Below are 26,504 nucleotides of genomic sequence, written 5' to 3'. Positions count from 1 at the left end.
CGGCACGCAAACCGTGGCTGACTCACCGCCAGCCCCAGCCCCAGCCCAGCGCCCGCCCCCGGGCGGTGAGCAGACCACCGTTCCCGGCACGCAAACCGTGGCTGACTCACCGCCAGCCCCAGCCCCAGCGCCCGCGAACGGGCGGTGAGCTGACCACCGTTCGCGCGCAGCAAAGGGTGGCTGACTCACCGCCCATGACGGGACCCACCCGCGGCGAGGTCAGCCCGGCAGCACCCGCCGCAGGAACTGCCGCGTCCGCGCCTCCCGCGGGTCGGTGAGGATCTGCGCGGGCGGGCCCTTCTCGAGGATCCGCCCCTCGTGCAGGAAGCACACCTGCGTGGCGACCTCGCGCGCGAAGCTCATCTCGTGCGTGGCCAGCACCATCGTCGTCCCCTGTGACGCCAGGTCGCGCACGATCGTCAGCACCTCCCCGACCAGCTCGGGATCCAGCGCCGCGGTGATCTCGTCGAGCAGGAGCAGCGTCGGCGAGGTGCACAGCGCACGGACCAGCGCGGCCCGCTGCTGCTGCCCGCCGGAGAGCCGGTCGGGGTGCTTGGCCGCCTGGTCGGCGAGCCCGAACTGCTCGAGCAGCGCCCGCGCCCGCGTCTCCGCCTCGGCGCGCGAGACACCGTGGACGCGACGCGGGGCCAGCGTGCAGTTCTCCAGCACGGTCAGGTGCGGGAAGAGGTTGTAGGCCTGGAACACCATCCCCATCCGGCTGCGCACGGCGCGCCGGTCGATCCGCGGGTCGGAGATCTCGCGGCCCTCGAACCGGATCACCCCGTCGTCGATGTCCTCGAGCAGGTTCAGGCAGCGCAGCAGCGTGGACTTGCCCGAGCCCGACGACCCGATCAGGCAGACGACGTCGTGCGGCTCCACGACCAGGTCGACGTCGGCCAGCACCACGCGGTCGCCGTACGACTTGCGCAGGTCGGCGACCTCGAGCAGCGAGGAGCTCATCGCGCCCCCGCCCGCTCGCGCTCGGCGTAGCGCCGACCCAGCCAGTCGGTGAACCGCGCCAGCGGGATCGTCAGCGCCACGAAGAACACCGCGACCACGACGTACGGCGTGTAGTTGAAGTTGTACGCCGTGTAGTCGCGCGCCACGAAGACCGCCTCGAACACGCCCAGCGTGGAGGCCAGGGCCGTGTCCTTCTGCAGGGACACGAAGTCGTTCAGGAGGGGAGGTACGACGCGGCGCACCGCCTGCGGGACGACGACGTACCGCATGGTCTGCCCGCGGCCGAGCCCGAGCGCCTCCGCGCTGGCCAGCTGGGAGGGGTGGATCGACTCGATGCCGGAACGGAACACCTCGGCGACGTAGGCGCTGTAGGAGATCACCAGCGCCGTGGTGGCCCAGAAGAACGGGCTGTTCGGCACGCCCTGGAGCCGCAGGCCGGGCATGCCGAAGCCGAGCAGCAGGATCAGCAGGATGGTGGGGATGCCGCGGATCACGTCGGTGTAGACCACCGCCGACACGCGCAGCGGGACCAGCCACGGCGACCGGGCACCGCGGGCCAGCGCGATGGCGAGGGCCAGCACCAGGATCAGCGGCTCGGCGATCAGGAACATCTTCACGTTGAGCCAGAAGGCGTCGCGGATGTCGGGCAGCGACGCCTTCGCGTGGAAGCCGTTGAAGAACGACTCGCGGACCCGGTCCCACCCCGGGGAGGTCACGACCAGCAGCCCGAGGCCGACGAAGACGACGACCAGGGCGACGGTCGCGACCAGGATCGACCGCAGCCGCATCCGCTGCCGGAGCCGACGCCGCTCGAGCTCGCGGGGACTCGGGGTCCAGGTCGGTGCCGGCGCGCTCACTGGAGGGTCGGCACGTCGACGACGTCGGAGAGCCACTTCTTCTCCAGGTCGTCGAGGGTGCCGTCGTCCTTCAGGGTCGCCAGCGCCTCGTTGACGCAGGGCACCAGCTCGCTGCCCTTCTCGAAGAGCATGCCGAACTCCTCCTGCTGCCCGGTCTCGGGCTGGAACTGGCCCACGATCGTGCTGTCCGGGATCTCCACGGCGCTGATGTAGAAGGCGGTCGGCAGGTCGGCGAGGATCGCGTCGACCTGGTCGTTCTGCAGCGCCTGCTTGGCGGCGTTGGTGTCCTCGAAGACCGCCGGGTCCTGCTCGGGCTGGATCACGTCACGGATGGCGGTGAGCGACGTGGTGCCGGTCTGGGCGCCCAGCCGCAGCCCCTTGAGGTCGTCGAGGCTGCTGGCCTCGGCGCCGGCGGTCCCCTTGAGGGCGACCACGGCCTGCGCCGCGGAGTAGTAGCCGTCGGAGAAGTCGACCACCTTCGCCCGGGCGGGCGTGATCGAGATCTGGTTGATGTCGAAGTCGAAGTCCTTCGGCCCGGGCTTGTAGGAGCTGTTGAACGGCACCTTGACCCAGGTGACCTCGTCCTTGGAGAAGCCGAGCTGGTCGGCCACGGCGTACGCCACCGCCGACTCGTAGCCCTTGCCGTTGGTGGGGTCGTTGTCGTTGAACCAGGGGTCGTACGCCGGGGAGTCGGTGCCGATCGTGAGGGTGCCGGCCTGCTGCAGCGGCAGGTCGGCCTTCGCGCACGAGCCGGCGCTGGCCGAGTCCGACGCGGACGGGCTCTCGTCCTGCGGGGCGCAGGCGGCCGCTGCCACGAGAACCGGCAGCATCAGGGGCAGGGTGACGACGGATCCACGCAGGCGCATGGAGAAATCGTACGGTTTCAGTGGCCCATGTGGTCGTGCATCTCGTGGTTGTCATGCATCTGGTGGACGACCGCGTGCCCCTTGCCCCGTCCGATCATCCAGCGGTTCACCGGCACCGTGACGACGAAGGCCACGGCCAGCGAGGCCGCGAGCGTGGCCCAGAAGAGCGCGTCGGCCAGGGTCGCGTCCATGGCGCCGGGCCAGAGCACGAGGAAGCCGTTGTCGACGACCTCCATGGTGAGGATCGAGATGGTGTCGGCGGCCAGCGCCGTGCGCACGGCGGTCGGCACGTCGAGCCCGGCCCGGCGTACACCACGGAAGGTCAGCAGGTAGCCGAAGAAGAACGCCAGCGCGACCGACAGCACCACGCTCGCGAGGTTGCCCCACCCCCACCAGGTGGCGAGGACCATCCCGAGCACCTCGCCGATCGCACAACCGGTCAGGCAGTGCAGCGTCGCGGTGGCGGCCATCTTCCAGGAGCTGTTCATGCGCCCGACCATATACCCCTAGGGGGTATATGGTCAAGGGTGGGTCACCGGACGTACCTCCACCAGTGGCGCAGCGAGTCGCACCGGGAGTCGGGCGCGACCCAGGGACCCGCGACGTACGCCGGATCGGGGGGCGGCGGGCACGTCTCGGCCGGGATGTGGGCGTAGCCGCGCTGGACGTCCTCCTGCGGCGCCCGCAGGTCGGCGTTCGCGCCACCGGTCGGGACGAGGGCCAGGCAGGCCGCCAGGACGCCGGCGGAGGCGAGGCCGGCGGCGCCGGCGGGCAGCCACCACGAGCGGGAGTCGGAAGCGAGCGAGTAGCGGTTCATGACGATGTTCCTTCGACAGGCGGAGCGGGCTGCTCCGCGTCTGCCTCAGGTCTGGCAGCGGGTGGTACCGCACCGCCTCACGATCGGTATCGGCCCGGTATCCGCGCAGGTCAGGGCGGGTCAGGCCGCGCACACCCGCTGGTAGGGCAGGCCGCCGAAGTGGTCCCGCCACTCCTCGAGGGTCAGGTCGCGCCCGGCGGCCCGGCAGGCGTGCACCAGCGCGGCGTCCGTGTCCAGCGGCCAGGTCCAGACCCGCCCGGACCACCACTCCACGATCCGCGCCTCGTGCCCGTCGTCGGTGAACGCGGCGGCGGTGTACGGCCGGCCGTCGAGCTCCACCCGCCCCAGGGAGGTGCCCCGAGCCGCGTCCCAGAGCGCCACCGTCCCGTCCAGGCCGGTGGTGAGGATCCGGGTCCCGTCCGGGGAGTACGCGAGCTGGAAGGCCGCGCCCTGGTGGGCGATCACCGGCGGTCGCACCAGCCGGCCGGCCCGCAGGTCGAGGACCGCCAGCACGCCGTCCGCTCCGGTCGCGTCGATCCGCTCCGCGAAGGTGCCGCCGGCCACCGCGGCGTACCTCCCGTCGGGCGAGACGTCCAGCCACGAGCCGTGTGCCATGCCCAGGTCGCCGCGTGACCTGACGGTGCCGGCCTCGAGGTCGAGCACCGCCCAGCCCGGGCTCGGGGCGATGCGCAGCTGCTGGGTGCCCGGCCCCCCGGTGAGGACGACGACGGTCCGGTCGTCGGGGACCGCCTGGACCCACGAGACCTTGTCGCCGACCTCGACCTGCCTGCCCACCGGCTCCCAGGTCCGGGTCGACAGCATGGTGACCCGTCCGGACACCTCGGCCACGGCCAGCCTGGTGCCGTCCGGGGAGAAGTCGATCTCGGAGACGCGGTCGCCGGGCAGTCGGGCGGACTCGGCGAGCCGCCCGGTACGCATGTCCCAGATCGAGAGCCGGTCGCCCACCGCGCTCGCGTAGTGGCGGCCGTCGGGGTGCCAGGCGCCGATGGTGTGCCGGTAGCCGGCGCCCCAGGGGATCAGCCGCGTCTCCTCACCGGTGCGCAGGTCACGGAAGCCGAACGAGTAGCGGCCGGCAGCGGCGAAGATCTCCCGGCGTCCGTCCGGGGACACGACGCTGAAGGCACCCTGCTCGCGCCGCAGCGGGAGGCGGACCCGGCGGACCAGCTCGCGGCGTCCGGTGAGGTCCCAGCGGCGCAGGGCGGTGCTGCCGCTGGTCGAGTACACGTAGGTCCCGTCGGCGGCCAGGTCCACCGCCCGCGCCATGCCACGGTCGAGGTCGAGGGTCACCCGGGGCCCGTCCACCTTCGACCCGTCGAGCCGCCAGACCTCGGCCTTCCGGTCGCCCCACTGCACGAGCAGGAGCGTGCGTGCGTCCCGGCTGAGGCGGACGTCGGCCACGTCCAGGTCGGTGTCGATGCGGGTGGACCGACCGGTGCGCAGGTCCTCGACCACCGGACCGTTCCAGGACGTGGTCACGAGCGTCCGGCCGCCGCGGCCCATCTCGAGGGGGCCGACGACGCGGTCGTCGAGCACCCGGTGGCTGCCGTTCCGGAGGTCGTGCACGGTGAGCGGGCCGGTGGAGTAGAGGCGGGTGCCGTCGGGGCTGAGCGCGACCGACTGCCACTCGGGGTCGCGCAGGGGCACCCGCACCGGCGGACCCCCCTGCCGCAGGTCCCACACCAGGGCCGCCGCGGCGACAGCGGCGACGCTCCCGGTGCTCGGGTCCTCGCGGACGACCTGCACCCGGCGCACCGCCGCGGCGAGGTGGCTGCCGTCCGCGCTGAACGCCAGGTCGGTGCCGACCCAGCCGCGTCCCCGCGGCGCCGCCAGCCCGGCCACCGGCCGGAGGGTGTGCGCATCCAGGAGCAGCACCGCCGGGTCGCCGCCGCCGGTGGCGACCACGGCCAGCGACCGACCGTCCGGCGCGAACTCCACCAGCCTGTCCCGCTCGATCCCGACGCCGTTGGGCTGCCCCACCTGGCGTGAGGCGACGAGGCGGCCCGAGCTGCCGTCGTACACCCGCACGGTCTGCAGGTAGTCCATCGTCGCCACCAGCCCGCCACGGGCGGCGACGTCGACCCCCAGCACCTGCTCCTCCCCCGGCATCGGCGTGGACGACCACAGCCGAGGGAAGCGCGCGATCGTCGCCTGCAGGCTGCGCCGGCTGGCGACCGAGTCGTCGAGGCGCACGCCGGCGACGGCCAGCAGCAGCGACTCGTCGATGTCGTCGGTGACCAGGGCGGCGGCGCCGGCCGCCCGGGCCACCGCCGCGGTCCCCGCGAGGGTGGCGGCGGACGCGCTGCGGTCGGCCACCCTGCCCTGGTGGACCGCGAACACCGTCGCCACCAGAGCCACCAGGAGCAGCCCCACGGCCCCGGCGAGCACGACCCGCAGCCGGCGGATCATCCTGGCCTGCTCGTGCGCGCGGCGGGACGCCGAACGCTCCTCGACCTCGGCCAGCTCGCGACCGGCGTCCAGGAACTCCCTCTCGGAGCGGGCGAGCTCGGGCCGCGCGCTCCGCTGCCAGTCCAGGGCGCCCTGGAGCCGGGCGCCGCGGTAGAGCTCGCTGACCGGGCGCCCGAGCCGGTCCCACTCCTGCGCCGCCGCGGCCAGGTGGTGCAGGATCCGGCGGCCCTCGAGGTCCTCGTCGAGCCACCTGCCCAGGCGTGGCCAGGCCCGCACGATCGCCTCGTGCGTCAGCGCGACGGAGTCCTCGTCGCTGGTCAGGATGCGGGCGCCGACCAGGGTCTCGACGATCGCCTGCTGGGTCGGGTCGCCACCCAGCAGGCGCCGCGGCACCCGGGACAGGACCGGCTGGCCCTCCGGGCCCGGGGCGACCAGGCGCTGCATCAGCTCCCGCAACATCCCGCGCTGCCGCTCGTCGAGTCGTTCGTAGACGTCCTCGGCCGTGCGGGCCACCGCCTGCCGGATGCCCCCGGAGGCGCGGTACCCCGCGACCGTCAGCGAGCGGCCCTCCCGGCGCACCCACGTCTCGCGGAGGGTGTGGGACAGCAGCGGCAGCGCCGCCGGCTCACCCTCGACCTCGCGCAGCAGCAGGTCGACCAGGCCGGGCTCCAGCACCAGGCCGGCCTGGCGGGCCGGACCCTCGATCGCGGCCCGGAGGCCGTCCTCGTCCATCGCCCCGAGCAGGTGGAGACCCTGCTCGACGAGGCGCCCGAACGCCGGCTGCCCGGCCAGGTCGCCCATCCGGTCCGCGCGCAGGGCGACGACCAGCCGGGGCCCGTCGCGCGCCGCGGCGTGGGTGACCAGGAGGTCCAGGAAGGCCGTGCGCGCGGCCGGCTCGCGGCAGAGGGTGAAGACCTCCTCGCACTGGTCGACCACGACCACCGTCGGGCGCGGCCCCGGCTGCACCGACGGCCAGCAGTCGAGGGGCCGTGCGCCGGGCGTGACGACCTCGACGGGATGCCCGCCGGCGCGCAGCGCCGCCGCCACGCCGGCGCGCACCAGCGAGGACTTGCCGCTGCCCGAGGGCCCGACGACCGCCAGCACCCCGGTCTCGTGGAGCCGCTGCAGGCACGCCGCGAGGTCGCGGTCGCGCCCGAAGAACGCCTCCGCGTCGGCGACGTCGTACGCGCTCAGGCCGAGGTACGGCGAGTGGTCGGTCACGGCGGGCGCCGGCGCGACGACGAGCGCCGGGTCCTGGCGCAGGATCGCCTCCTCCAGCGCGAGCGTCGCGGGGTCGGGGTCGAGCCCGAGCTCCCGCGCGAGCATCCGGCGCAGCTCCTGCACCGTCCCCAGCGCCTCGCCCTGGCGACCGCACCGGTACTCCGCGAGCGCGAGCAGCTGCCACCGTCGCTCGCGCAACGGCGCGTCCCGGACCATGGCCTGGGCGCGGGACAGCACCTCCGCGTGGTGGCCGGAGCGCAGCGACGCGTCGAGCCAGTCCTCCTCCGCGCCGAGCCGCAGCTCCCCGAGGCGCCCCGCCTCGGTCCGGCCCGGCTCCCACTCCTCGAGCTCCGAGAAGGGCCGGCCCCGCCACAGCGCGAGCGCCCGGGCGAGCGAGTACACCGCCCGCTCGTCCTCCCCGAGGGTGAGCAGCTCCCGTCCGCGGGCCGCCAGCCGTTCGAAGACGTCCGCGTCGACGTCGTCGTGGGGCACGGCCAGCCGGTATCCCTGCGGCGTCGTCACGATGGCGTCGGGTCCCAGCACCCGGCGCAGGCGGACGACGCAGCTCTGCAGGTTCTTGCGCCACGACGGCGGCGGCGCGGCGCCCCACAGCGCGTCGGCGAGCTGCTCGGCGCCCAACGCCTGCCGCGGGGCCATCGCCAGGGCGGCCAGCACCACCCGGTCGCGCGCGCCGAGCGCGGCGCCGTCGACCTCGAGGGGACCGAGCACCGCGATGCCCATGTTCGACTGTCCCGCCCGGGGTGGGGGCGTCAACGGATCGGACCGGGAATGACCCGTGGTGGTCGACCTCACTATTGCACTTCGTTGCATAGGTCGGGCAGGCTGGGACCATGGCCCTGGAACACGCGTTGCTGGTCGCGCTCCGCGAGCAGCCCGCGTCCGGCCTCGACCTCGCCAAGCGGTTCGGCCGCTCGATCGGCTTCTTCTGGCACGCCACCCACCAGCAGATCTACCGCGTGCTGGCCCGGATGGACACCGACGGCTGGGTGAGCGTCACCGAGGTCGCCCAGACCGGCAAGCCGGACAAGAAGGTGTACGCCGTCACCGCGGCCGGGGAGCGCGTGCTCGCCGAGTGGCTGGCCGCGCCCACCCCGATGGAGCCGCTGCGCAGCGAGCTGGCCGTGAAGATGCGCGGGGCGTCGTACGGCGAGCGCGCGGCCGTGCTCGACGTGCTGCGCGCCAACCTCGCCGAGCACCACGCCCGGCTGGCCCACTACGAGCAGCTCGAGCGGCGCGACCATCCCCACCCCGAGTCCCTGACCGGACACGCACTCGACCAGTACCTCGTCCTGCGCGGCGGCATCCGCCTGGAGGAGTTCTGGATCGCCTGGATCACCGAGTACCTGGAGGCACACCAGTGAGCTACCCCCACCTGCTCTCCCCCATCGAGCTGGGCGACCTGACGCTGCGCAACCGCGTGGTGATGGGCTCGATGCACACCGGCCTGGAGGACCGGGTGCGCGACCTGCCGGCGCTGTCGGCGTACTTCGCCGAGCGCGCCCGCGGCGGCGTCGGCCTGATCGTGACCGGCGGCTACGCGCCCAACAAGCGCGGCTGGCTCAAGCCGTTCGCCTCCGAGATGACCACCCGGCTGCAGGCGATGCGGCACCGCGACGTGACCGGTGCGGTGCACGACGAGGGCGGCGCGATCGCGCTGCAGGTGCTGCACGCCGGCCGCTACGGCTACCACCCGCTGAGCGTCAGCGCCTCGGCCGCGAAGTCGCCGATCACGCCGTTCCGTCCCTCGGCGCTGTCGTCGAGGGCGGTGGACCGCACCGCCTCCGACTTCGCCCGGTCGGTGGCGCTGGCGCGCAAGGCGGGGTACGACGCGGTCGAGATCATGGGCTCGGAGGGCTACCTGATCAACCAGTTCCTGGCGGCGCGCACCAACGACCGCACCGACGCGTGGGGCGGCTCGGCCGAGAAGCGGATGCGGTTCCCGGTCGAGGTGGTGCGGCGCTCGCGCGAGCTGGTCGGTGACGGCTTCCCGATCATGTACCGGATCTCGCTGCTCGACCTCGTCGAGGGCGGCCAGACGTGGGACGAGGTCACCGAGCTCGCACACCGGCTCGAGGAGGCCGGCGTCACCGTCCTCAACACCGGCATCGGCTGGCACGAGGCGCGGGTTCCCACGATCATCACCCAGGTGCCGCGGGGTGCGTGGCGCTCGGCGACGGCCCGGCTCAAGGCCGAGGTGTCGGTGCCGGTCTGCGCGTCGAACCGGATCAACGGCCCCGAGCTGGCCGAGGAGATCCTGGCCGCCGGTGAGGCCGACCTGGTCTCGATGGCGCGGCCGCTGCTCGCCGACCCCGACCTCGTCGCCAAGGCCGCCGCCGGCCGGGCCGACGAGATCAACACCTGCATCGCCTGCAACCAGGCCTGCCTCGACCACGTGTTCCAGAACAAGAAAGCCTCCTGCCTGGTCAACCCGCGTGCCTGCCGGGAGACGACGCTGGTGCTCGAGCCGATCGGGCTGGGGCCCACCCGCCGGGCGGGGTCGGTCGCGGTCGTCGGCGCCGGGCCGGCCGGCCTCGCGGCCGCGGTGTCGGCGGCCGAGCGCGGCTTCGCGGTCACGCTCTACGAGAAGTCGGACTCGCTGGGCGGCCAGTTCCGCCTCGCGATGCAGGTCCCCGGCAAGGAGGAGTTCGCCGAGACGCTGCGCTACTACACGCGCCGGCTGGAGGTGCTCGGGGTCGACGTACGCCTCGGCACGGAGGCCACCGCCGCCGACCTCGCGGCGTACGACGACGTCGTCGTCGCCACCGGCGTGGTCGGCCGGACGCCCGACCTCGACGGGATCGACCACCCGAAGGTGGTGTCGTACGCCGACGTGCTGAGCGGCGCGGTCGTGCCCGGTCACCGGGTCGCGGTGATCGGCGCCGGCGGCATCGGGGTCGACGTGAGCCACTTCCTGACCCACGACCCGGCCGACACCGAGGACGACTGGATGGCGCACTGGGGCGTCGGCGACCCGGCCGTGCACCCCGGCGGCCTGACCGAGCGCAAGCCGCGCACGCCGGTCCGCGAGGTCACCCTGCTGCAGCGCAAGACCACCCCGATCGGCATCGGCCTGGGCAAGACGTCGGGCTGGGCCCACCGCGCGGTCCTCAAGCAGTCGGGCGTGGTCCAGGTCAGCGGCGTCACCTACGACCGGGTCGACGACCAGGGCCTGCACTACTCCGTCGACGGCGTCGCCCACGTCCTCGACGTGGACCACGTGGTGCTCTGCGCCGGCCAGGAGTCGGTGCGGGACCTGTACGACGAGCTGGTCGACACCGACGCGACGCCCCACCTGATCGGCGGAGCCACGGTGCATTTGATCGGCGGAGCCGATGTGGCCGCCGAGCTGGACGCCAAGCGCGCGATCGAGCAGGGCACCCGGGTCGCGGCGGGGCTCTAGGCGCGCCTCCCCATGTAACGCGGTGTCCACGTGTCTGGTGCGGCGCTGCGCCACCGCACCAGTGCCGTGGACACCGCGTTACATGTTCGGGGCCGGGCTAGGTTCGACAGCATGATCGTTGATCTCGGCGACGAGGAGGCCCGGGCCGCGCTGCCCCTGAAGTGGGGGGCGGTCGAGCCGGGGGTGCTGCCGGCGTGGGTGGCGGAGATGGACTACGCGCTGGCGCCGCAGGTCGTGGCGGCGGTGACCGACGCCGTACGCCGCGGGACCGCCGGCTACCCGCCCTTCGGGGACGGCGGGGTCGGCGCGGCCTTCGCGGGGTTCGCGGAGCGGCAGTGGGCCTGGCGCCCGCCGGCTGACGCGAGCGTGGTCGTGGGCGACGTCATCGCCGGCATCCGGCTCGCCCTCGAGGTGCTCTGCCCGCCCGACCCGGTCGTGGTGCCGCTCCCCTGCTACCCGCCGTTCCGCCAGGTCGTCGCGATCACCGGCCGCGAGCTGGTCGCCGTCGAGACCGACCCCGACACCCCCGACGCCACCCTCGCCCTCGACGCGGTCGAGGATGCCTTCCGCGCCGGCGCCCGCACGCTGCTGCTCTGCAACCCGCACAACCCGCTCGGCCGGGTGCCGCGTCGCGCCGAGCTGGAGGCGCTCGCCGAGCTCGCCGGGAGGTACGACGCCCGCGTGATCGCGGACGAGATCCACGGTCCTCTCACCCTGCCGGGCGCGAGCTTCACGCCGTACCTCTCCGTCGACCGGAGCGGCATCCTGGTCACCAGCCCCTCGAAGACCTTCAACACCGCCGGTCTGCACACCGCGCAGGTGACCGTGCTCGACGAGACCGAGCAGGCCCGGCTCCGGGGCGTCCCGCTGCCGCAGAACCACGCCTACTCGCCTCTCGGGATGATCGCCGCGGTCACCTCGTGGCGCGACTGCGACGACTGGCACTCCGCCCTGGTGGCCCGGTTGGCCGACCAGCGCGACCTCCTCGGCGACCTGCTCGCCGTCCACCTGCCCGACGCGCGGACCCGGCCGCTCGAGGCGACGTACCTCGCCTGGCTCGACCTGCGCGGCTACGGGCACGCGGACCCCGCCGCGGTCGCGCTGGAGCAGGGTGTCCGGGTCGCACCGGGCGCGGACTACCAGCCCGGGCTGGCCGGGCACGCGCGCGTCAACGTTGCCACCAGCGCCGACCGGCTCGAGCAGGTCGTCCTGCGCCTGGCGAAGGCGATGACGGCCTAGCCGTCGTGCTCAGCCGTCGTGCTCAGCCGCTGTGCTCAGCCGCTGTGCTGGGGCTGCGCGGCGATCATCGCGGCGTACCACTCGAAGGACCGCTTCGGCGTGCGCTTCTGGGTCTCGTAGTCGACGTGCACCAGCCCGAACCGCTGGGAGTACCCCTCGGCCCACTCGAAGTTGTCGAGCAGCGACCACGTGTAGTAGCCGCGGACGTCGACACCACGCCGGATCGCGGTCGCCACGGCGTTCAGGTGCGCGTCGAGGTAGTCGATCCGCGGCTGGTCGTCGACCACGCCGTGCTCGTCGGGTCCCGTGGCGTAGGAGCAGCCGGACTCGGTGATCATGATCGGCGGCAGCGCGGCGCGGTAGCGGGCGCGCAGCGTGATCAGCCACTCGCGCAGCGCGTCGGGGACGACCGGCCAGCCGAAGTCGGTCGTCGGGTAGCCGACGAGCTCGCGGAACTCGAACGGCATCTCCGACTCCTCGCCGGCGGCGGCGATCTTCATCGGGTTGTAGTAGTTGACGCCGTAGAAGTCGAGCGGTTGGCGGATCGTGGCCAGGTCGCCCTCGACCATCACGTCCTCCATCAGCGGCATCAGGTCGGCGGGGTAGCGACCGAGCAGCATCGGCTCGACGTACATGCCGTTCCACAGCGCGTCGAAGAGCTTGGTCGCGCCCACGTCGGCCTCGTCGTCGCTGGCCGGCCACATCGGTGCGTGGTTGTTGGCGCAGCCCACGCTGGTCGCCCCCGCCGCGCGCAGCGCGATCGCCGCACGGCCGTGGCCCAGCAGCAGGTGGTGTGACACGGGGAGCGCGTCGAACATCAGGGTCCGGCCCGGGGCGTGCGTGCCCATGGCGTAGCCGAGCATCGTCACGACGTTCGGCTCGTTGACCGGGATCCAGTGCTCGACCCGGTCGGCGTACCGCTCCCCCACGATGGAGGCGAAGTCGGCGAACCGGTCGATCGTCGCGCGGTTGAGCCACCCGCCGTCGTCCTCGAGCGCCTGCGGCAGGTCCCAGTGGTAGAGCGTGACCATCGGCTGCACGCCGGCCTCGAGCAGCGCGTCGAGGAGCCGGTCGTAGAAGTCGAGGCCCTTCTCGTTCGGCTTGCCCGAGCCGGCGGGCTGGATCCGCGGCCAGGACAGCGAGAAGCGGTAGCCGCCGGCGCCGAGCCGCTTCATCAGCGCGACGTCCTCGGCGTACCGGTGGTAGTGGTCGCAGGCCACCGCGCCGCTGGACCCGTCGGCGATCCGGCCCTCCTGCGCGCAGAAGGTGTCCCAGATGCTCGGCCCCTTGCCGTCCTCGTCCGCCGCCCCCTCGATCTGGTACGACGCGGTGCTGGTGCCGAAGCGGAAGCCGGCGGGCAGCTGGGGGTACGGCGGGGACTGCTCAGGGGAGGGCACGGCACAATTCTGCCTGTGACCGTGGAGATCCGCCGGAGTTCGGAACGCTTCAGTACCCGAGATGAGGGACGCCTCACCAGGCACTCCTTCTCGTTCGGTGGCCACTACGACCCCGACAACGTCGGGTTCGGGCCGCTGGTCTGCTTCGACGACCACCGGCTGCGCGCCGGCACCGGCTTCGACGAGCACCCGCACTCCGACGTGGAGATCGTGACCTGGGTGCTCGAGGGCGCGGTCGACCACGCCGACACCACCGGCCGCGCCGGGATCGTCCGGCCCGGCACCGTCCAGGTGCAGTCCGCCGGCTCCGGGATCGTGCACCGCGAGACGGCCGCCTCGGGCGTGGGCCCGACCCGGTTCGTGCAGGCCTGGCTGACCCCGGACGAGACCGGCACCGAGCCGGCGTACACCCTCGCGGAGGTCGCGCTGCCCGAGGGCGAGCTGGTGCCCGTCGCCTCGGGACACCGCGACGACGCGGCTGCGCGGATCGGCACCGCCTCGGCGACCTTCTGGGTGGCCCGGCTGCCCGCCGGGGGGACCCTGACCCTGCCCGACGAGCCCCGCCAGCATGTGTTCGTCGGTCGCGGAGCGCTGATCCGTTCGTCCCTGGCCGAGCCGCTCGGCGACGGCGACGCGTTCCGCATCACCGACCGGCCCGGGCTCGAGCTGACCGCGGCGGTCCCGACCGAGCTGCTCGTCTGGACCTTCACCCGCTGAGCCGGGCCCAGCTCAGCAGAGGACCGGGAGCGCGGCCGGGAGGAGCTCGACCACGGCCGGCCGGTCCGCGAGGCCGGGGAGCACCCCGAGCGGTTCGCCGTCCCCACCGACCGGCACCGGCACCCGGGCCTCCGCGCGCAGCTCCACCCGGGTCCCGGTGAGCACGGTGACCTCGGGCAGCTCGACGTGCGAGCCGTCGTACACCTTGGGCAGTGAGCGCATCAGCTCGAGCCGCGAGGCCGCCTCGATCACCACCACGTCCAGCCGGCCGTCGTCGACCCGGGCCGCGGGCGCGATCTTCATGCCCTGGCCGTAGTAGGCGGAGTTCGCGACGACGACGGTGGCCGCGCGGAGCTCCCGCTCCACGCCGTCGACCGAGACCAGGTAGCGCCCGGGCCGGTACGTGGCCAGCGAGCGCAGCGCGGCGTACGGGTACTGCAGCCGGCGGGGCAGCCGGTGCGACCGGTCGACCAGCTCGGCGGCGCGGGCGTCGACGCCGGAGTAGACCGATCCCGCGACCACCCGGGCCGGTGCGCCCGGGAAGGAGAGCGCGAGCAGGTCGACCCGGCGCACCACGCCCTCGAGGAGCACCCGCGCGAGGCCGGCCGGGTCGTCGGGCAGCCCGAGCATCCGGGCGAAGTCGTTGCCGCGGCCGGCGGGCAGCACCGCGAGCGTGCCGCCCGACCCCGCGACCAGCCCGGCGAGCGAGGAGAGCATCCCGTCGCCGCCCACCGAGACGACCACGTCGCCGCGGCGCAGGGCCTCCTCGACCAGGCCGGGCATCGCGCGCGGCCCGGGCGAGTAGGTCACGTCGACGGTGGAGCCGGCCTCACGCAGGAGCCGCGCGACGGGTACGACGGCGCCCGGGGCCGCCCCGCCCCCCGAGGCGGGGTTCACCAGGAAGGTGAAGCTCCGGGAGCCGGGCTCCGGCTGGGCGCTCACGGGACCAGGACCCCGGGGTTGAGGATGCCCGTCGGGTCGAGCTCGGCCTTGACCGCGCGGAGGATCCCCACGCCGACCGGACCGATCTCCTGCGCCAGCCACGGCTTGTGGTCGGTCCCGACCGCGTGGTGGTGGGTGATGGTGGCGCCGGCCGCGATCATCGCGTCGCTGGCGGCCGCCTTCGCCGCGAGCCAGCGCTCGAGGGGCGCCTCGCCCTCCGCGGTGGCGACCGTGAAGTAGAGCGAGCAGCCGGTCTCGTAGACGTGGGAGACGTGGCAGAGCACGATCGTCGGCTGGCCCAGGGTGGTCTCGAGGGCCGCCTTCACGTCGGCGTACAGCCGCTCGGCGTTGGACCAGAACGTCGCGGTCTCGAGCGTCTCGACCAGGACGCCGACGTCGAGCAGCGAGTCACGCAGGTACGGCGCGTGGAACCGGCCGTGGGCCCAGGCCCGGCCCGGCTCCTCGCCCAGCGCCGTCCCGCCCAGCCCGGCGAGCACGGCGCCCACCGCGTCCCGGCGCGCCTGCACCGCCTCCGGCTCGCCCTCGAAGCCGGTGATCATCAGGCAGCCGCCCGCCCCCTCGCCGCCGATCTCGTCGGGCCGGGCCAGGTTGATCGCCGTCTCGGCCTCGTCGGAGAGCCGGATCACCGTCGGCAGCAGCCCGGACTGCGCGAGGGAGCGCATCGCGGTGGCACCCTCGGCGAACGACGGCCAGCGCCAGCCCTCGTAGACCTTCACCGCCGGCAGTCGGCGCACCCGCACGGTGACCGAGGTGATGACGCCGAAGGCGCCCTCGGAGCCCAGCACCAGCTGGCGCAGGTCCGGCCCGGCGGCGTCGGCCGGCGCGCTGCCCAGCGTGAGCGGCCCCTGCGGGGTGGCGACGGTGAGGCCGACGACGAGGGAGTCGAAGCGCCCGTAGCCCGCGCTGGACTGGCCGCTGGACCGGGTCGCGGCGAAGCCGCCGATGGAGGCGTACTCGAACGACTGGGGGAAGTGGCCCAGGGTCAGGCCGTGCCCCTCCAGCAGCGCCTCCGCCTCGGGGCCGCGCAGTCCAGGCTCGAGGGTGGCCGTCATCGAGACCGGGTCGACGTCGAGCAGCCGCTTCATCCGCACCAGGTCGAGGCTGACCACGCCGGCGTACCCCTCCCGACGGGCCGCCAGCCCGCCGGTGACCGACGTGCCCCCGCCGAAGGGGACGACCGCGAGATGGTTGTCCACGGCGAAGCCGAGGACGGCCGCCACGTCGTCGTGACCACCCGGGCGGACGACGACGTCCGGCGCGTCGGACAGGTCGCCGGCACGGGCCCTGAGCAGGTCGGGGGTCGACTTGCCGCGGGTGCGCAGCCGGCGGGTGGCGTCGTCGGTGAGCACGTGGTCGGAACCCAGCAGGGCGCGCAGGCCGTCGACCAGCGCCGGGTCGACGGCGGGTGCCGGCGGCGCCGCCGGCTCGGCGGCCGGCCGCTCGTCGATCCCGAAGGCCAGCTCGATCAGGCCGCGGGCGGCCTCGGGCAGCGGGCTCGCCGCGGCCGGGTCGCCCCAGCGCTGGGGGTGCATCTCGCGGGCGTGCATCTCGAGGGGCTGCGTCTGGGCAGGGCGCGACTCGGGCGTCATGCGTTACACTGTGACACATGACGTCACTTCGTCACAACGGTGACCGGCCCGCGAGCGAGCCCAACCCCCGCGACGGCTACCTCGACGCCGCCCGTGACTGCATCCTCGACCTGGGCTGGCGGCGCACGACACTCACCGAGGTCGCGCGCCGGGCCGGGGTCTCGCGGATGACGATCTACCGCTCCTGGTCGGACATGCAGCAGCTGCTCGGCGACCTGATGACCCGCGAGTGGGCGGGCGTGGTCGCCGCGACCGTCGCCGACGAGGACCCGGCCGCCTCGACCGTGGACCGGCTGGTCGGCGACATCGTCGGCACCGTGCGCACGCTGCGCGACAACGAGCTGTTCCTGCGCATCGTCGAGCTCGACCCCGAGCTGCTGCTGCCCTACCTGCTCGCCCGCCGCGGCCGCTCGCAGGACGCGATCCTCGCGATGGTCGCCGAGACGATCCGGCGGGGCCAGGAGGCCGGCGAGGTCCGCGCCGGCAACCCGGTGGCCATGGCCCGCGGGCTGGTGCTCGCCGCCCACGGGTTCGTGCTCTCCACCCACACGATGGTCGACGAGGAGGCAGCCGAGGCCGACCTCGACGACGAGCTCACCCTGCTGCTGACCCGGGCGCTGCGGCCATGAGCCGAATGGGCAGGAACCGCACCTCGCGGGGCCGAAATGCGCCGGTTTGGGACCAAACCGCAACCCCGGCGCGCATCACGCCGGGGCTCGACGGAGCCCCGGAGACCGTCGACCTGGTGGTCGTCGGGCTCGGCATCACCGGCGCCGGCGTCGCCCTGGACGCGGTGACCCGGGGGCTGTCGGTGCTCGCCGTCGACGCCCACGACCTCGCGTTCGGCACCTCCCGCTGGTCCTCGAAGATGGTGCACGGCGGCCTGCGCTACCTCGCCAGGGGGCAGGTCGGCGTCGCCCACGAGAGCGCCGTCGAGCGCGGCATCCTGATGGAGGTGACCGCGCCGCACCTGGCCCGGCCGATGCCGATGGTGGTCCCCCTGACCTCCCCGGTGACCCGCCTGCAGGCCGGCGTCACCCACGCGGGCCTGCTGGCCGGGGACGTGCTGCGGCGCGGCGCCCGCACCGACGCCGAGACGCTGCCGAGGCCGCGTCGGCTCTCGGTGACCGAGACCCTGCGGCTCGCCCCCGCGCTGCGGCCGGACGGGCTCCGGGGCGGGCTGCTGTCCTGGGACGGCCAGCTCGAGGACGACGCCAGGCTGGTGGCCACCGTCGCCCGCACCGCCGCGGCGTACGGCGCTCACGTCCGCACGCACGCCCGGGTGCTGTCCGCGACCGGCACCCGCGTCGAGCTGCGCGACGAGCTCACCGGCGCCACCACGACCGTCCGGGCCCGGGCCGTCGTCAACGCCGCAGGGGTGTGGGCCGGCCAGCTGGTGGAGGAGGTCACGCTGCGGCCCAGCCGCGGCACCCACCTGGTGCTGCGCCAGGACAGCCTGCCCGGACTGCAGGTCTCGGTGTTCGCGCCGGTGCCCGGTGAGACCAACCGCTTCGTGCTGGTCCTGCCCCAGCCGGACGGCACGGTGTACGTCGGGCTGACCGACGAGCCGGTCGAGGGCGAGGTGCCCGACGTGCCCGAGCCGTCCGAGGCCGAGATCGGGTTCCTGCTCGACGTGGTCTCCGCGGCCTTCTCCCGCCAGCTGCACCGCGGGGACGTGGTGGGCGCCTTCGCCGGCCTGCGCCCGCTGCTGGACAGCGCCGACGGCAGCACCGCCGACCTGTCCCGCAAGCACGCGGTGCTCACCTCCCCGACCGGCGTGGTGACGGTCGTCGGCGGCAAGCTGACGACGTACCGCCAGATGGCCGAGGACGCCGTGGACGCCGCCGTGGCCGGGGCCGGCCTGGCCGCCGGGACGTGCCGCACCCGCAGGCTCCCGCTGCTCGGCGCCGCCTCCCGCGCCGAGCTGGCGCGGCTCGAGCTGCCGGCCAGGCTGGTGCGCCGCTACGGCACCGACGCCGAGCTGGTGCTGGCCAGCGCCCGCGCGGTCAGCGGGCTGGCGGACACCGAGCTGCTGGCCCCGGTCGCCGACGGGGTCCCGGTCACGCTGGCCGAGCTGCTCTTCGGCGTGACCCACGAGGGGGCCGCCGACGTCGAGGACCTGCTGGACCGGCGTACCCGCATCGGGCTCGTCCCTGCCGACCGCGCGGCCGCCCTGCCGGCGGCGCAACGCGCCGTCGGCATCACCCGCGCGTCCCGCTGACCGACCCCGGCGATCCGGACCGGGCGCGCCGGGACCGATGAGTCGGAACGTCGACGCCGGTCTGTCCTGCGAGGCAGACTGGTCGACGACGAAGGGGCGACACACCGTGACCACCACCGAGCTCGAGGACTTCCCGGCGCTGACCCAGCGCTACCAGCGCGAGCTGCTGGCCCACTGCTACCGGATGAGCGGCTCGGTCCACGAGGCCGAGGACCTCGTCCAGGAGACGTTCCTGCGCGCCTGGAAGGCGTCCGCCGACTTCCAGGGCCGGTCCTCGGTGCGCACCTGGCTCTACCGCATCGCGACCAACGTCTGCCTGACCAACCTCGAGGGGCGCCCCCGCCGCCCGCTGCCGGCCGGGCTCGGCACGCCCGACGCGATGGCCGGCGACGCGCTCGAGACCGACCACGAGATCGCCTGGCTGGAGCCGGTGCCCGACGCCGCCGTCGTCGTGGCCGAGCGGGACTCGATCCGGCTGGCCTTCGTCGCGGCCCTCCAGCACCTGCCGGCCCGCCAGCGCGCGGTGCTGATCCTGCGCGACGTGCTCCGCTGGTCGGCCGCCGAGGTCGCCGAGGCGCTCGACACCTCCTCGGCCGCGGTCAACTCCGCCCTGCAGCGCGCGCACGCCCAGCTCGCCGACCGCGGCCTGACCGAGGAGACCGTGGAGCCCGACCTGAGCACGGCGCAGCGCCAGCTGCTGGACCGCTACGTCGAGGCCTTCTGGCGCAAGGACGTCGACACCATCGTCAGCCTGCTCACCGCCGAGGCGGTGTGGGAGATGCCGCCGTTCACCAGCTGGTTCCGCGGCGCGGACAAGATCGGCTGGCTGATCGGCAACGAGTGCCCCGGCGGCTCCTTCGACATGCCCATGATCGCGACCTCGGCCAACGGCCAGCCCGCCTACGGGCTCTACATGCGCTCCGAGAGCGGCGACTTCGTGCCGTTCCAGCTGCAGGTCCTCGAGCTCGAGGGCGATCGGGTCCGGCACGTCCGCGCCTTCTTCGACCACGCCCTGTTCGCGACCTTCGGGCTGCCCGAGCGGCTGCCCGCCGACCACCAGCCGGCCGCGGACCACCGGTGACCCCGCCGCTCGACGGGGCCGTCGAGCTGCTGGAACGGGCGCTGGCCTACACCCGGGGAGCGCTCGCCTCCGTCGACGAGACCTCGCTCGCCGGTCCCACGCCGTGCCGGGGCTGGACCCTCGGCGTCCTGCTCGACCACATGGACGACGCCCTCCTCGCCTTCACCGAGGCCGCCGAGGGCTGGGTCCCGGTGGGCCCGACCCAGCCCGGCGGCACCCGCGTCGCCACGCTCCAGGACCGGGCCTGCGCGCTGCTCGGCGCCTGGACGCACGCGGCGCCCGGCGTCGTCCGGGTCGGCGACCGACCGGTCCACGCGAGCCTGCTGGTCGCGACGGCGGCGCTCGAGGTCACCGTGCACGGCTGGGACGTCGCCCAGGCCACCGGGCTGCGCACGCCGCTGCCCCAGCGGCTCGCCCGGGACCTGCTGCCGGTCGCGCTCGAGACGGTCACACCGGCCGACCGGGGGTCACGGTTCGCTCCGGCGCGGCCGGCGACCGACGCGGCGTACGACGCCCGGCTGCTCGCCTTCCTCGGCCGCGACCTGACTGGTCCACCGGTCCCCAATCCCCGCAATCCGGGCACGGGGCCGCAGCGGGCTCCCTAGCCTTGCCGCCATGCAGGGAACCGACCACGCCGAGCTCGCGCTCGGCGACCTCGCTCCCGCCCTGCTCCGAGGCTGCCTGTTGGTCCGGGCCGGCCGCACCACCGAGGCGCTCGCCGCGCTCGAGGCGTTCCGCGAGGACGCCGACCCGGCGCCTCGGAGCGTGGAGCGGGCGGTGCTGCTCGCGGCGGTCATGGACTGCCGGCTGGCCCGCGGCGACCTCGGCGAGGCGCTGGCCATCGGTGACGAGCTGGCGGAGTACGACGATGTCACGGGGCGGACGACCGGGCCGGTGGCAGGGCTGGCGTACGCCGCGCGCGGGGAGCTGAGCGCCGCGCTCAGCGAGACCGAGCTGGCCGCGGCCCACTTCGAGCGGGCCGGACGGCTGCTCGAGCAGCACGACCTCGACCCCGGGCTGGTGCCCTGGCGGACCGGCGCCGCCCTGGCCGCCGTCCGCCTCGGCCGGCGCGCCGAGGCGACCCGGCTGGCCCGCGAGCACCTCGACCTGGTGCTGCCCTCCGGGTCGCCGTACGTCGTCGCGCAGGCGCTGCGCACCCTCGCCGCCACCGACGCCGGCGCCGACTCGCTGGCCCTGCTGCGCCGGGCCCGGGCCGCGCTCGACGGGCTCCCGACCGGGCGGCTGGCGGTGCAGATCGACACCGACCTGGCCGGGCTGCTGCTGCTCTCCCCCGGCGAGCAGGCCTCCGCCGAGGCGCTGGCGCTGCTGCGCTCGGCCGAGGAGTACGCAGGCCACCAGGAGCTGTGGCCGTTGCAGGGCCGGGTCCGGCGGCTGCTCGAGCGGATGGGCGAGGCCCCGCGACGGGTGCGCGCCGAGGTGCTGGCGACGCTGACCGCGTCCGAGCACCGGGTGGCGAGACTGGCGGCCGACGGCCTGACCAACCGCGCGATCGCCCAGCGGCTCGAGGTCACGGTCAAGGCCGTGGAGTGGCACCTCTCCCACGTCTACCGCAAGCTCGAGATCCCCTCGCGCGCCGGCCTCGCGGCCACCCTCGGCGCCCGCGGCTGAGCTTCCGGACCAGCTCGTGACGCTCCGTCAAGGAGGCTGCTGCGTCGTTGTGAGTGGGTCCCAGAGTCCCTGACGGGGCGTGACAGGCGGCTCAGCCCAGCCAGGTCATCGAGCGCCCGTGCCCGTGGGTCCACGCGACCGCCCGCCCGTCGACCCCGAGCACGAACGTGGGCAGCTCGGCCGGGACCTCGGGACCGGTGGCGGTCACGCCGGGCAGCACCCGCTTGCCCTCGTTGCTGACCCAGTGGCACCGGCCGGCGCCGACCAGGTCCGCGATCAGCCCGGCGAACCGCTCCCGGTCCTCCTCCTCCAGGTAGGCGATGACCGCGCTGTGGAACACGACGACCCGGCCGTGCCGGCCCGCCTCGTCCACGAGGTGCGGCAGCTCCTCGAGCAGGTCGCCCCGCACGATGCGGGGCGGCTCGGCCCGGGCCACCGCGATCGCCTCCTCCAGCCGCTCCCGACGGTCCTCGTGCTCGGGCCAGACCAGGGTCGTCAGCCACGCCATCGCGTCGGGGTCGGTGACGTCGAGGGGGTGAAGGTCGACCCCGCCGCGCCACGCCACGGTCGGCAGCTCCCGCGGCAGTGGCGCCGGCCCGGTGACGCGGCAGGTGAGCAGCGGGCCGGAGCCGGCGGTGACGGTGCCCTCGTCGGTGTGCCACGCGTAGCCGTGGCGGTCCGGGTAGAGGCACAGCCCGGCACTCGCACCGACCTCGAGCAGCGCCAGCGGCTCACCCCCGGCGACGCGGGCGAACGCCGGCGCCAGCGTCGCCAGCCGGCCCGCCTCGTTGGTCTGCGTGGACCGCGCCAGGATCGTGGCCCGGACGGTGCCGTCGTCCCCGAGCAGCGCCGCGCGCAGGGCGGCGTACGGTCCCGGAGCGGGTACGCCGTGCCACCGGGCCGCCGCGAACACCAGGTTGGGCTGCTGCTTGATGCTCGGGAGCGAGCCGATCCAGGCCAGCACCTCCGGGTCCGCCGCGACCGCCCGCGCCCACTCCTCGAAGCAGGGCGAGTCGGTCGCCGCGTCCGCGAAGCCGGCGTACTGGCTGACGACGTCGGTCCACAGGTCCACCGGCCGATCATCACCGATGGCCGGCAGCGTCCGTCGCCGGGGCGGCTCAGGTGACCGGCAGCGCGACGTACGTCGTCTCGAGGTACTCCTCGATGCCCTCGAAGCCGCCCTCACGCCCGAAGCCGCTGGCCTTGACCCCGCCGAACGGCGCCGCCGGGTTGGAGACCAGGCCGGTGTTCACGCCGACCATCCCGAACTCCAGGGCCTCCGCGAGCCGGATCGTGCGGGACAGGTCGCGGGTGTAGACGTAGGAGGACAGGCCGTACTCGGTGCTGTTGGCCTGCCGGACCGCCTCGTCCTCGGTGCGGAAGGTCGTGATCGGCGCGACCGGCCCGAAGATCTCCTCGGCGTTGATCGCCGAGTCGGCCGGCACGTCGAGCAGCACGGTCGGCGGGTAGAAGTAGCCCGGGCCCTCCGGGGCCTCGCCGCCGACGACGACCCGGGCGCCTTCGTGGACGGCGTCGGTCACCAGCTGGCTCACGGTCTCGACGGCCTTCTCGTCGATCAGCGGGCCCACGTCGACGCCGTCGTCCTGGCCCCGGCCCACGGTCATCGCGCCCATCCGCTTGGCCAGCTTGTCGGCGAACTCCCCGGCGACGTCCTCGTGCACCAGGAAGCGGTTGGCGGCGGTGCAGGCCTCGCCCATGTTGCGCATCTTGGCGACCATCGCGCCCTCGACCGCCGCGTCGACGTCGGCGTCGTCGAACACCAGGAACGGCGCGTTGCCGCCGAGCTCCATGCTGACCCGCTGCAGCTGGTCGGCGGACTGCTTGACCAGCAGCCGACCCACGCCGGTGGACCCGGTGAAGCTGACCTTGCGCAGCCGGTCGTCGGCCTGCAGCGTCTCGCTGAGCTCGCCGGTGTGCCGGGTGGTGACGACGTTGAGCACGCCGTCGGGCAGACCGGCCTCGGCGAGCACCGCCGCGAGGGCGAGCATCGTCAGCGGCGTCTGGGCGGCGGGCTTGACCACCATCGTGCAGCCGGCGGCGACCGCCGGACCGATCTTGCGTGTGCCCATCGCCAGCGGGAAGTTCCACGGCGTGATGAACAGGCACGGGCCGACCGGCTTCTTGATGGTCAGCAGCCGGCTGCCACCGGCCGGGGCCTGCATCCAGCGGCCGTGGATGCGGACCGCCTCCTCGGCGTACCAGCGGAAGAACTCGGCGCCGTAGGCCACCTCGCCCTTGGCCTCCTTGACGGTCTTGCCCATCTCGAGGCTCATCAGGTGGCCGAAGTCGTCGGCGCGCGCGGTGATCATCTCGAAGGCGCGGCGCAGGATCTCCCCGCGCTCGCGGGGCGGGGTGGCCGCCCAGTCGGCCTGGGTGGCGACCGCCGCGTCCAGCGCCTCGACCGCGTCGGGGACCGAGCCGTCGGCCACGTCGGTGATCACCGACCCGTCCGCCGGGTCGATCACGTCGAACCGCGCGCCGTCCTCCGCCTCGCGCCAGGTGCCACCGATGAACAGGCCCCGCTGGTCGGGGCCGAGGAGATCGAGTCCGTTCATGGAGAGAGCCTTGCACGTCGGGACCTTCCGCAAAACCGCAGACAGGGCAGCGGATCCCGTGGGAATCTGGGACGGTCGACCTCGGAGGGAGCACTTTGGTGTCGGCACGAACCCCTTGCTGACCCCATGCAGCGAGGGGTTCTCCCTGCTCAGCCGTCGCCTCGTCCCCTGTCGTCGGCCGAGAAACAGCCGCGCGCGGGGGCCCGCACCCTCAGGTCGGTCCCCCGCGCGCCGGCACCCGGACCGCCGGACCAGACCGCCGTACGACGTCGAGTCGGAGCGGGACGCCACTGGACCCTTGCGCAGCGGCGCCGGGAGTAGTTGCCTCGGAATTCACACCCGGGTGTGCACACCGGGAGACAGACTTGCCGAGGGGCCAGCGGCCCGGAACCGAGGTGGCGTCATGGCGGACAAGGGGGGCTCGCGCAGAGCGGCCGGCCACGATCTGGAGGCGAGCAGCCCGGACCGGATCCGCAACGTGGTGCTGGTGGGGCCGGGAGGCTCCGGCAAGACGACCCTGGTCGAGACGCTGCTCGCCACCTCCGGCGCCATCACCCGCGCCGGGTCGGTGCGGGACGGCAGCACCGTCTGCGACTTCGAGGACTCCGAGCACGCGCACGGCCGCTCGATCTCCCTCGCGGTCGCCCCGCTCGTGCACGACGGGGTGAAGGTGAACCTCGTCGACACCCCGGGGTACGCCGACTTCGTCGGCGAGCTGCGGGCCGGCCTGCGGGCCGCGGACTGCGCGCTGTTCGTGGTCGCGGCGAACGAGGGCGTCGACGAGGCGACCCGCGCGCTGTGGCGCGAGTGCGCCGCCGTCTCGATGCCCCGCGCGGTGGTGGTGACCAAGCTCGACCAGGCCCGGGCCGACTACGAGGGCGTGCTGCGGCAGGCGCAGGAGGCCTTCGGCGAACGGGTCGTGCCGCTGTACGTGCCGCGCCGGGAGGACGAGCGGGTGGTCGGCCTGGCCGGGCTGCTGGCCCCGGACGGCGGCGGCCCCGAGGAGCTGCGCGGCGAGCTGATCGAGGGCGTCATCGAGGAGTCCGAGGACGAGACCCTCATGGACCGCTACGTCGGCGGTGAGGAGATCGACGAGCAGGTGCTGACCGCGGACCTCGAGCGGGCGGTGGCGCGCGCGACGTTCTTCCCGGTGGTGCCGGTCTGCTCGATGACCGGCGTCGGCTGCACCGAGCTCCTCGACCTGGCCACCCGGGCGTTCCCCTCCCCGTCCGAGCACCCCGCGCCCGAGGTGTTCACGCCGGCCGGCAAGGCGGCGCCGCCGATCTCCTGCGACCCGGGCGGGCCGCTGGTGGCCGAGATCGTGAAGACGACCAGCGACCCGTACGTCGGCCGGCTGAGCCTGGTCCGCGTCTTCTCCGGCACCCTCGCGCCCGACCAGGCCGTGCACGTGTCGGGCCACTTCACGTCGTTCTTCGGCGCCTCCTCGGGCCACGACGACCACGACGAGGACGAGCGGGTGGGCGCGCTGGCACACCCGTTCGGCCGTACCCAGGTGCCCGCGTCCCGGATCATCGCCGGCGACCTGTGCGCGGTCGGACGGCTCACCCGGGCCGAGACCGGGGACACGCTCTCGTCGGTGGACGACCCGCGGGTGCTCCGTCCCTGGTCGATGCCCGAGCCGCTGCTGCCGATCGCGGTCGTGGCGCACAGCAAGGCCGACGAGGACAAGCTGTCCCAGGCGCTGGGGCGGCTCGGCGCCGAGGACCCGTCCCTGCGGATCGAGAACAACGCCGAGACCCACCAGCTGGTGCTCTGGTGCCTCGGGGAGGCGCACGCCGAGGTGCTGCTCGAGCGGCTCACGTCCCGCTTCGGGGTGCACGTCGACCAGGTGCCGTTCACGGTGTCGCTGCGGGAGACGTTCGGCGGGCCCGCCAAGGGGCACGGGCGGCACGTGAAGCAGTCCGGCGGCCACGGCCAGTTCGCGGTCTGCGACATCGAGGTGGAGCCGCTGCCGGAGGGCTCCGGGTTCGAGTTCGTGGACAAGGTGGTCGGCGGCGCCGTGCCCCGCCAGTTCATCCCCAGCGTCGAGAAGGGCGTGCGCGCCCAGATGGAGCGCGGCGTCCGGCTCGGCTACCCGGTGGTCGACCTGCGGGTGACGCTCACCGACGGCAAGTCGCACAGCGTGGACTCCTCCGACATGGCCTTCCAGACCGCGGGCGCGCTGGCGCTGCGCGAGGCGGCCGCCTCGACGGCGGTGGTGATGCTCGAGCCCTACGACAGCGTGACCGTCGTGGTCCCCGACGACCTGGTCGGCGGGGTGATGAGCGACCTCTCCACGCGCCGGGCGCGGGTGCTGGGCACGGACAAGGTGGGCGAGGACCGCACCAGCATCGTGGCGGACGTCCCCCAGACCGAGCTGGTGCGGTACGCCGTCGACCTGCGCTCGGCCAGCCACGGCTCGGGCACCTTCACCCGGACCTTCGCGCACTACGAGCCGATGCCGGACGAGGTCGCCGCGAAGCTGCCGCCGCGGGAGCGGTAGCACCTGGATGAATCACCGGT

At 74.2% G+C, this 26,504-nt stretch carries 21 protein-coding genes; 10 read left to right on the top strand and 11 right to left on the bottom strand.

Annotated elements, in window-relative coordinates; all coding sequences use genetic code 11:
• Positions 1–219 precede the first annotated feature (219 nt).
• From ACFO9I_RS16200 to ACFO9I_RS16175, 6 genes are all read right to left on the bottom strand, one after another.
• Positions 220–960, bottom strand: coding sequence for an amino acid ABC transporter ATP-binding protein (locus ACFO9I_RS16200; RefSeq protein WP_379182640.1), 741 nt, complete (start codon positions 958–960; stop codon positions 220–222).
• A complete protein-coding gene (locus ACFO9I_RS16195) occupies positions 957–1,817 on the bottom strand; it encodes an amino acid ABC transporter permease (RefSeq protein WP_379182638.1) in 861 nt (286 codons plus the stop codon). Before ACFO9I_RS16195 ends, ACFO9I_RS16200 begins: the two co-directional genes overlap by 4 nt.
• The gene (locus ACFO9I_RS16190; RefSeq protein WP_379182636.1) at positions 1,814–2,683 is read right to left on the bottom strand and encodes an ABC transporter substrate-binding protein; all 870 of its coding nucleotides are present in this window, start codon (positions 2,681–2,683) and stop codon (positions 1,814–1,816) included. The genes ACFO9I_RS16195 and ACFO9I_RS16190 overlap by 4 nt, the downstream gene beginning before the upstream one ends.
• Before the next feature lie 17 nt (positions 2,684–2,700).
• Positions 2,701–3,171, bottom strand: a complete 471-nt coding sequence (locus tag ACFO9I_RS16185; RefSeq protein WP_379182634.1) for a DUF4396 domain-containing protein — start codon at positions 3,169–3,171, stop codon at positions 2,701–2,703.
• A 44-nt stretch (positions 3,172–3,215) separates the two neighbouring features.
• Positions 3,216–3,500 (bottom strand): hypothetical protein, encoded by a 285-nt coding sequence (locus tag ACFO9I_RS16180; protein WP_379182632.1) that lies wholly within the window; start codon positions 3,498–3,500, stop codon positions 3,216–3,218.
• A 120-nt stretch (positions 3,501–3,620) separates the two neighbouring features.
• Positions 3,621–7,889, bottom strand: coding sequence for a BTAD domain-containing putative transcriptional regulator (locus ACFO9I_RS16175; protein ID WP_379182630.1), 4,269 nt, complete (start codon positions 7,887–7,889; stop codon positions 3,621–3,623).
• 110 nt (positions 7,890–7,999) lie between these two features.
• Here ACFO9I_RS16175 and ACFO9I_RS16170 point away from each other — a divergent pair, with 110 nt between their 5' ends.
• The 3 genes from ACFO9I_RS16170 (at position 8,000) to ACFO9I_RS16160 (ending at position 11,808) form a co-directional block, all read left to right on the top strand.
• Entirely contained in the window at positions 8,000–8,530 is a 531-nt protein-coding gene (locus ACFO9I_RS16170; protein ID WP_379182628.1) for a PadR family transcriptional regulator, read from the top strand.
• Positions 8,527–10,569 (top strand): FAD-dependent oxidoreductase, encoded by a 2,043-nt coding sequence (locus tag ACFO9I_RS16165; RefSeq protein WP_379182626.1) that lies wholly within the window; start codon positions 8,527–8,529, stop codon positions 10,567–10,569. Before ACFO9I_RS16170 ends, ACFO9I_RS16165 begins: the two co-directional genes overlap by 4 nt.
• 111 nt (positions 10,570–10,680) lie before the next feature.
• Positions 10,681–11,808 (top strand): aminotransferase class I/II-fold pyridoxal phosphate-dependent enzyme, encoded by a 1,128-nt coding sequence (locus ACFO9I_RS16160; RefSeq protein WP_379182624.1) that lies wholly within the window; start codon positions 10,681–10,683, stop codon positions 11,806–11,808.
• A gap of 35 nt (positions 11,809–11,843) precedes the next feature.
• On the opposite strand, the gene ACFO9I_RS16155 is transcribed toward ACFO9I_RS16160, so the two are convergent.
• On the bottom strand, positions 11,844–13,205 hold the full coding sequence (locus ACFO9I_RS16155) for a GH1 family beta-glucosidase (RefSeq protein ID WP_379182622.1): 1,362 nt from the start codon (positions 13,203–13,205) through the stop codon (positions 11,844–11,846).
• Positions 13,206–13,220: 15 nt separating this feature from the next.
• On the opposite strand from ACFO9I_RS16155, the gene ACFO9I_RS16150 reads away from it, so the two are divergent.
• On the top strand, positions 13,221–13,922 hold the full coding sequence (locus ACFO9I_RS16150) for a pirin family protein (protein WP_379182620.1): 702 nt from the start codon (positions 13,221–13,223) through the stop codon (positions 13,920–13,922).
• 12 nt (positions 13,923–13,934) lie between these two features.
• Here the strand turns inward: ACFO9I_RS16150 and ACFO9I_RS16145 are convergent, their stop codons facing one another.
• Both ACFO9I_RS16145 and ACFO9I_RS16140 read right to left on the bottom strand, forming a co-directional pair.
• Complete coding sequence (locus tag ACFO9I_RS16145) at positions 13,935–14,864, bottom strand: diacylglycerol/lipid kinase family protein (RefSeq protein ID WP_379182618.1); 930 nt, start codon at positions 14,862–14,864, stop codon at positions 13,935–13,937.
• Complete coding sequence (locus ACFO9I_RS16140; protein ID WP_379182616.1) at positions 14,861–16,474, bottom strand: FAD-binding oxidoreductase; 1,614 nt, start codon at positions 16,472–16,474, stop codon at positions 14,861–14,863. Before ACFO9I_RS16140 ends, ACFO9I_RS16145 begins: the two co-directional genes overlap by 4 nt.
• Positions 16,475–16,491: 17 nt before the next feature.
• Here ACFO9I_RS16140 and ACFO9I_RS16135 point away from each other — a divergent pair, with 17 nt between their 5' ends.
• From ACFO9I_RS16135 to ACFO9I_RS16115, 5 genes are all read left to right on the top strand, one after another.
• Positions 16,492–17,103 (top strand): TetR/AcrR family transcriptional regulator, encoded by a 612-nt coding sequence (locus ACFO9I_RS16135; protein WP_379182614.1) that lies wholly within the window; start codon positions 16,492–16,494, stop codon positions 17,101–17,103.
• 116 nt (positions 17,104–17,219) lie between these two features.
• Entirely contained in the window at positions 17,220–18,695 is a 1,476-nt protein-coding gene (locus tag ACFO9I_RS16130; protein ID WP_379182612.1) for a glycerol-3-phosphate dehydrogenase/oxidase, read from the top strand.
• A 37-nt stretch (positions 18,696–18,732) separates the two neighbouring features.
• A complete protein-coding gene (locus tag ACFO9I_RS16125) occupies positions 18,733–19,776 on the top strand; it encodes a sigma-70 family RNA polymerase sigma factor (protein WP_379182610.1) in 1,044 nt (347 codons plus the stop codon).
• Positions 19,773–20,381: a TIGR03086 family metal-binding protein gene (locus ACFO9I_RS16120; RefSeq protein WP_379182608.1), complete on the top strand. Its 609-nt coding sequence runs from the start codon at positions 19,773–19,775 to the stop codon at positions 20,379–20,381. Before ACFO9I_RS16125 ends, ACFO9I_RS16120 begins: the two co-directional genes overlap by 4 nt.
• A gap of 10 nt (positions 20,382–20,391) precedes the next feature.
• Positions 20,392–21,405 (top strand): helix-turn-helix transcriptional regulator, encoded by a 1,014-nt coding sequence (locus ACFO9I_RS16115; RefSeq protein ID WP_379182606.1) that lies wholly within the window; start codon positions 20,392–20,394, stop codon positions 21,403–21,405.
• A 91-nt stretch (positions 21,406–21,496) separates the two neighbouring features.
• On the opposite strand, the gene ACFO9I_RS16110 is transcribed toward ACFO9I_RS16115, so the two are convergent.
• Positions 21,497–22,477, bottom strand: coding sequence for a DUF2332 domain-containing protein (locus ACFO9I_RS16110; RefSeq protein WP_379182604.1), 981 nt, complete (start codon positions 22,475–22,477; stop codon positions 21,497–21,499).
• Positions 22,478–22,523: 46 nt separating this feature from the next.
• Entirely contained in the window at positions 22,524–23,981 is a 1,458-nt protein-coding gene (locus tag ACFO9I_RS16105; RefSeq protein ID WP_379182602.1) for an NAD-dependent succinate-semialdehyde dehydrogenase, read from the bottom strand.
• 403 nt (positions 23,982–24,384) lie between these two features.
• Here ACFO9I_RS16105 and ACFO9I_RS16100 point away from each other — a divergent pair, with 403 nt between their 5' ends.
• Positions 24,385–26,484 carry an elongation factor G-like protein EF-G2 gene (locus tag ACFO9I_RS16100; protein ID WP_379182600.1) on the top strand — a complete coding sequence of 700 codons (2,100 nt, stop codon included), beginning with the start codon at positions 24,385–24,387 and terminating at the stop codon, positions 26,482–26,484.
• Positions 26,485–26,504 lie beyond the last annotated feature (20 nt).

Source organism: Nocardioides sp. GCM10023255, from assembly GCF_042653125.1.
Classification (GTDB): Bacteria; Actinomycetota; Actinomycetes; order Propionibacteriales; family Nocardioidaceae; genus Nocardioides.
This window is presented reverse-complemented; position numbering and strand designations above follow the sequence as displayed.

Excerpts from the sequence above, each read along its gene's own strand:
- ACFO9I_RS16200 (WP_379182640.1), bottom strand. The coding sequence starts at position 960 with ATGAGCTCCTCGCTGCTCGAGGTCGCCGACCTGCGCAAGTCGTACGGC.
- ACFO9I_RS16190 (WP_379182636.1), bottom strand. The coding sequence starts at position 2,683 with ATGCGCCTGCGTGGATCCGTCGTCACCCTGCCCCTGATGCTGCCGGTT.
- ACFO9I_RS16185 (WP_379182634.1), bottom strand. The coding sequence starts at position 3,171 with ATGAACAGCTCCTGGAAGATGGCCGCCACCGCGACGCTGCACTGCCTG.
- ACFO9I_RS16180 (WP_379182632.1), bottom strand. The coding sequence starts at position 3,500 with ATGAACCGCTACTCGCTCGCTTCCGACTCCCGCTCGTGGTGGCTGCCC.
- ACFO9I_RS16175 (WP_379182630.1), bottom strand. The coding sequence starts at position 7,889 with ATGGGCATCGCGGTGCTCGGTCCCCTCGAGGTCGACGGCGCCGCGCTC.
- ACFO9I_RS16170 (WP_379182628.1), top strand. The coding sequence starts at position 8,000 with ATGGCCCTGGAACACGCGTTGCTGGTCGCGCTCCGCGAGCAGCCCGCG.
- ACFO9I_RS16160 (WP_379182624.1), top strand. The coding sequence starts at position 10,681 with ATGATCGTTGATCTCGGCGACGAGGAGGCCCGGGCCGCGCTGCCCCTG.
- ACFO9I_RS16140 (WP_379182616.1), bottom strand. The coding sequence starts at position 16,474 with ATGACGCCCGAGTCGCGCCCTGCCCAGACGCAGCCCCTCGAGATGCAC.
- ACFO9I_RS16135 (WP_379182614.1), top strand. The coding sequence starts at position 16,492 with ATGACGTCACTTCGTCACAACGGTGACCGGCCCGCGAGCGAGCCCAAC.
- ACFO9I_RS16125 (WP_379182610.1), top strand. The coding sequence starts at position 18,733 with ATGAGTCGGAACGTCGACGCCGGTCTGTCCTGCGAGGCAGACTGGTCG.
- ACFO9I_RS16115 (WP_379182606.1), top strand. The coding sequence starts at position 20,392 with ATGCAGGGAACCGACCACGCCGAGCTCGCGCTCGGCGACCTCGCTCCC.
- ACFO9I_RS16105 (WP_379182602.1), bottom strand. The coding sequence starts at position 23,981 with ATGAACGGACTCGATCTCCTCGGCCCCGACCAGCGGGGCCTGTTCATC.
- ACFO9I_RS16100 (WP_379182600.1), top strand. The coding sequence starts at position 24,385 with ATGGCGGACAAGGGGGGCTCGCGCAGAGCGGCCGGCCACGATCTGGAG.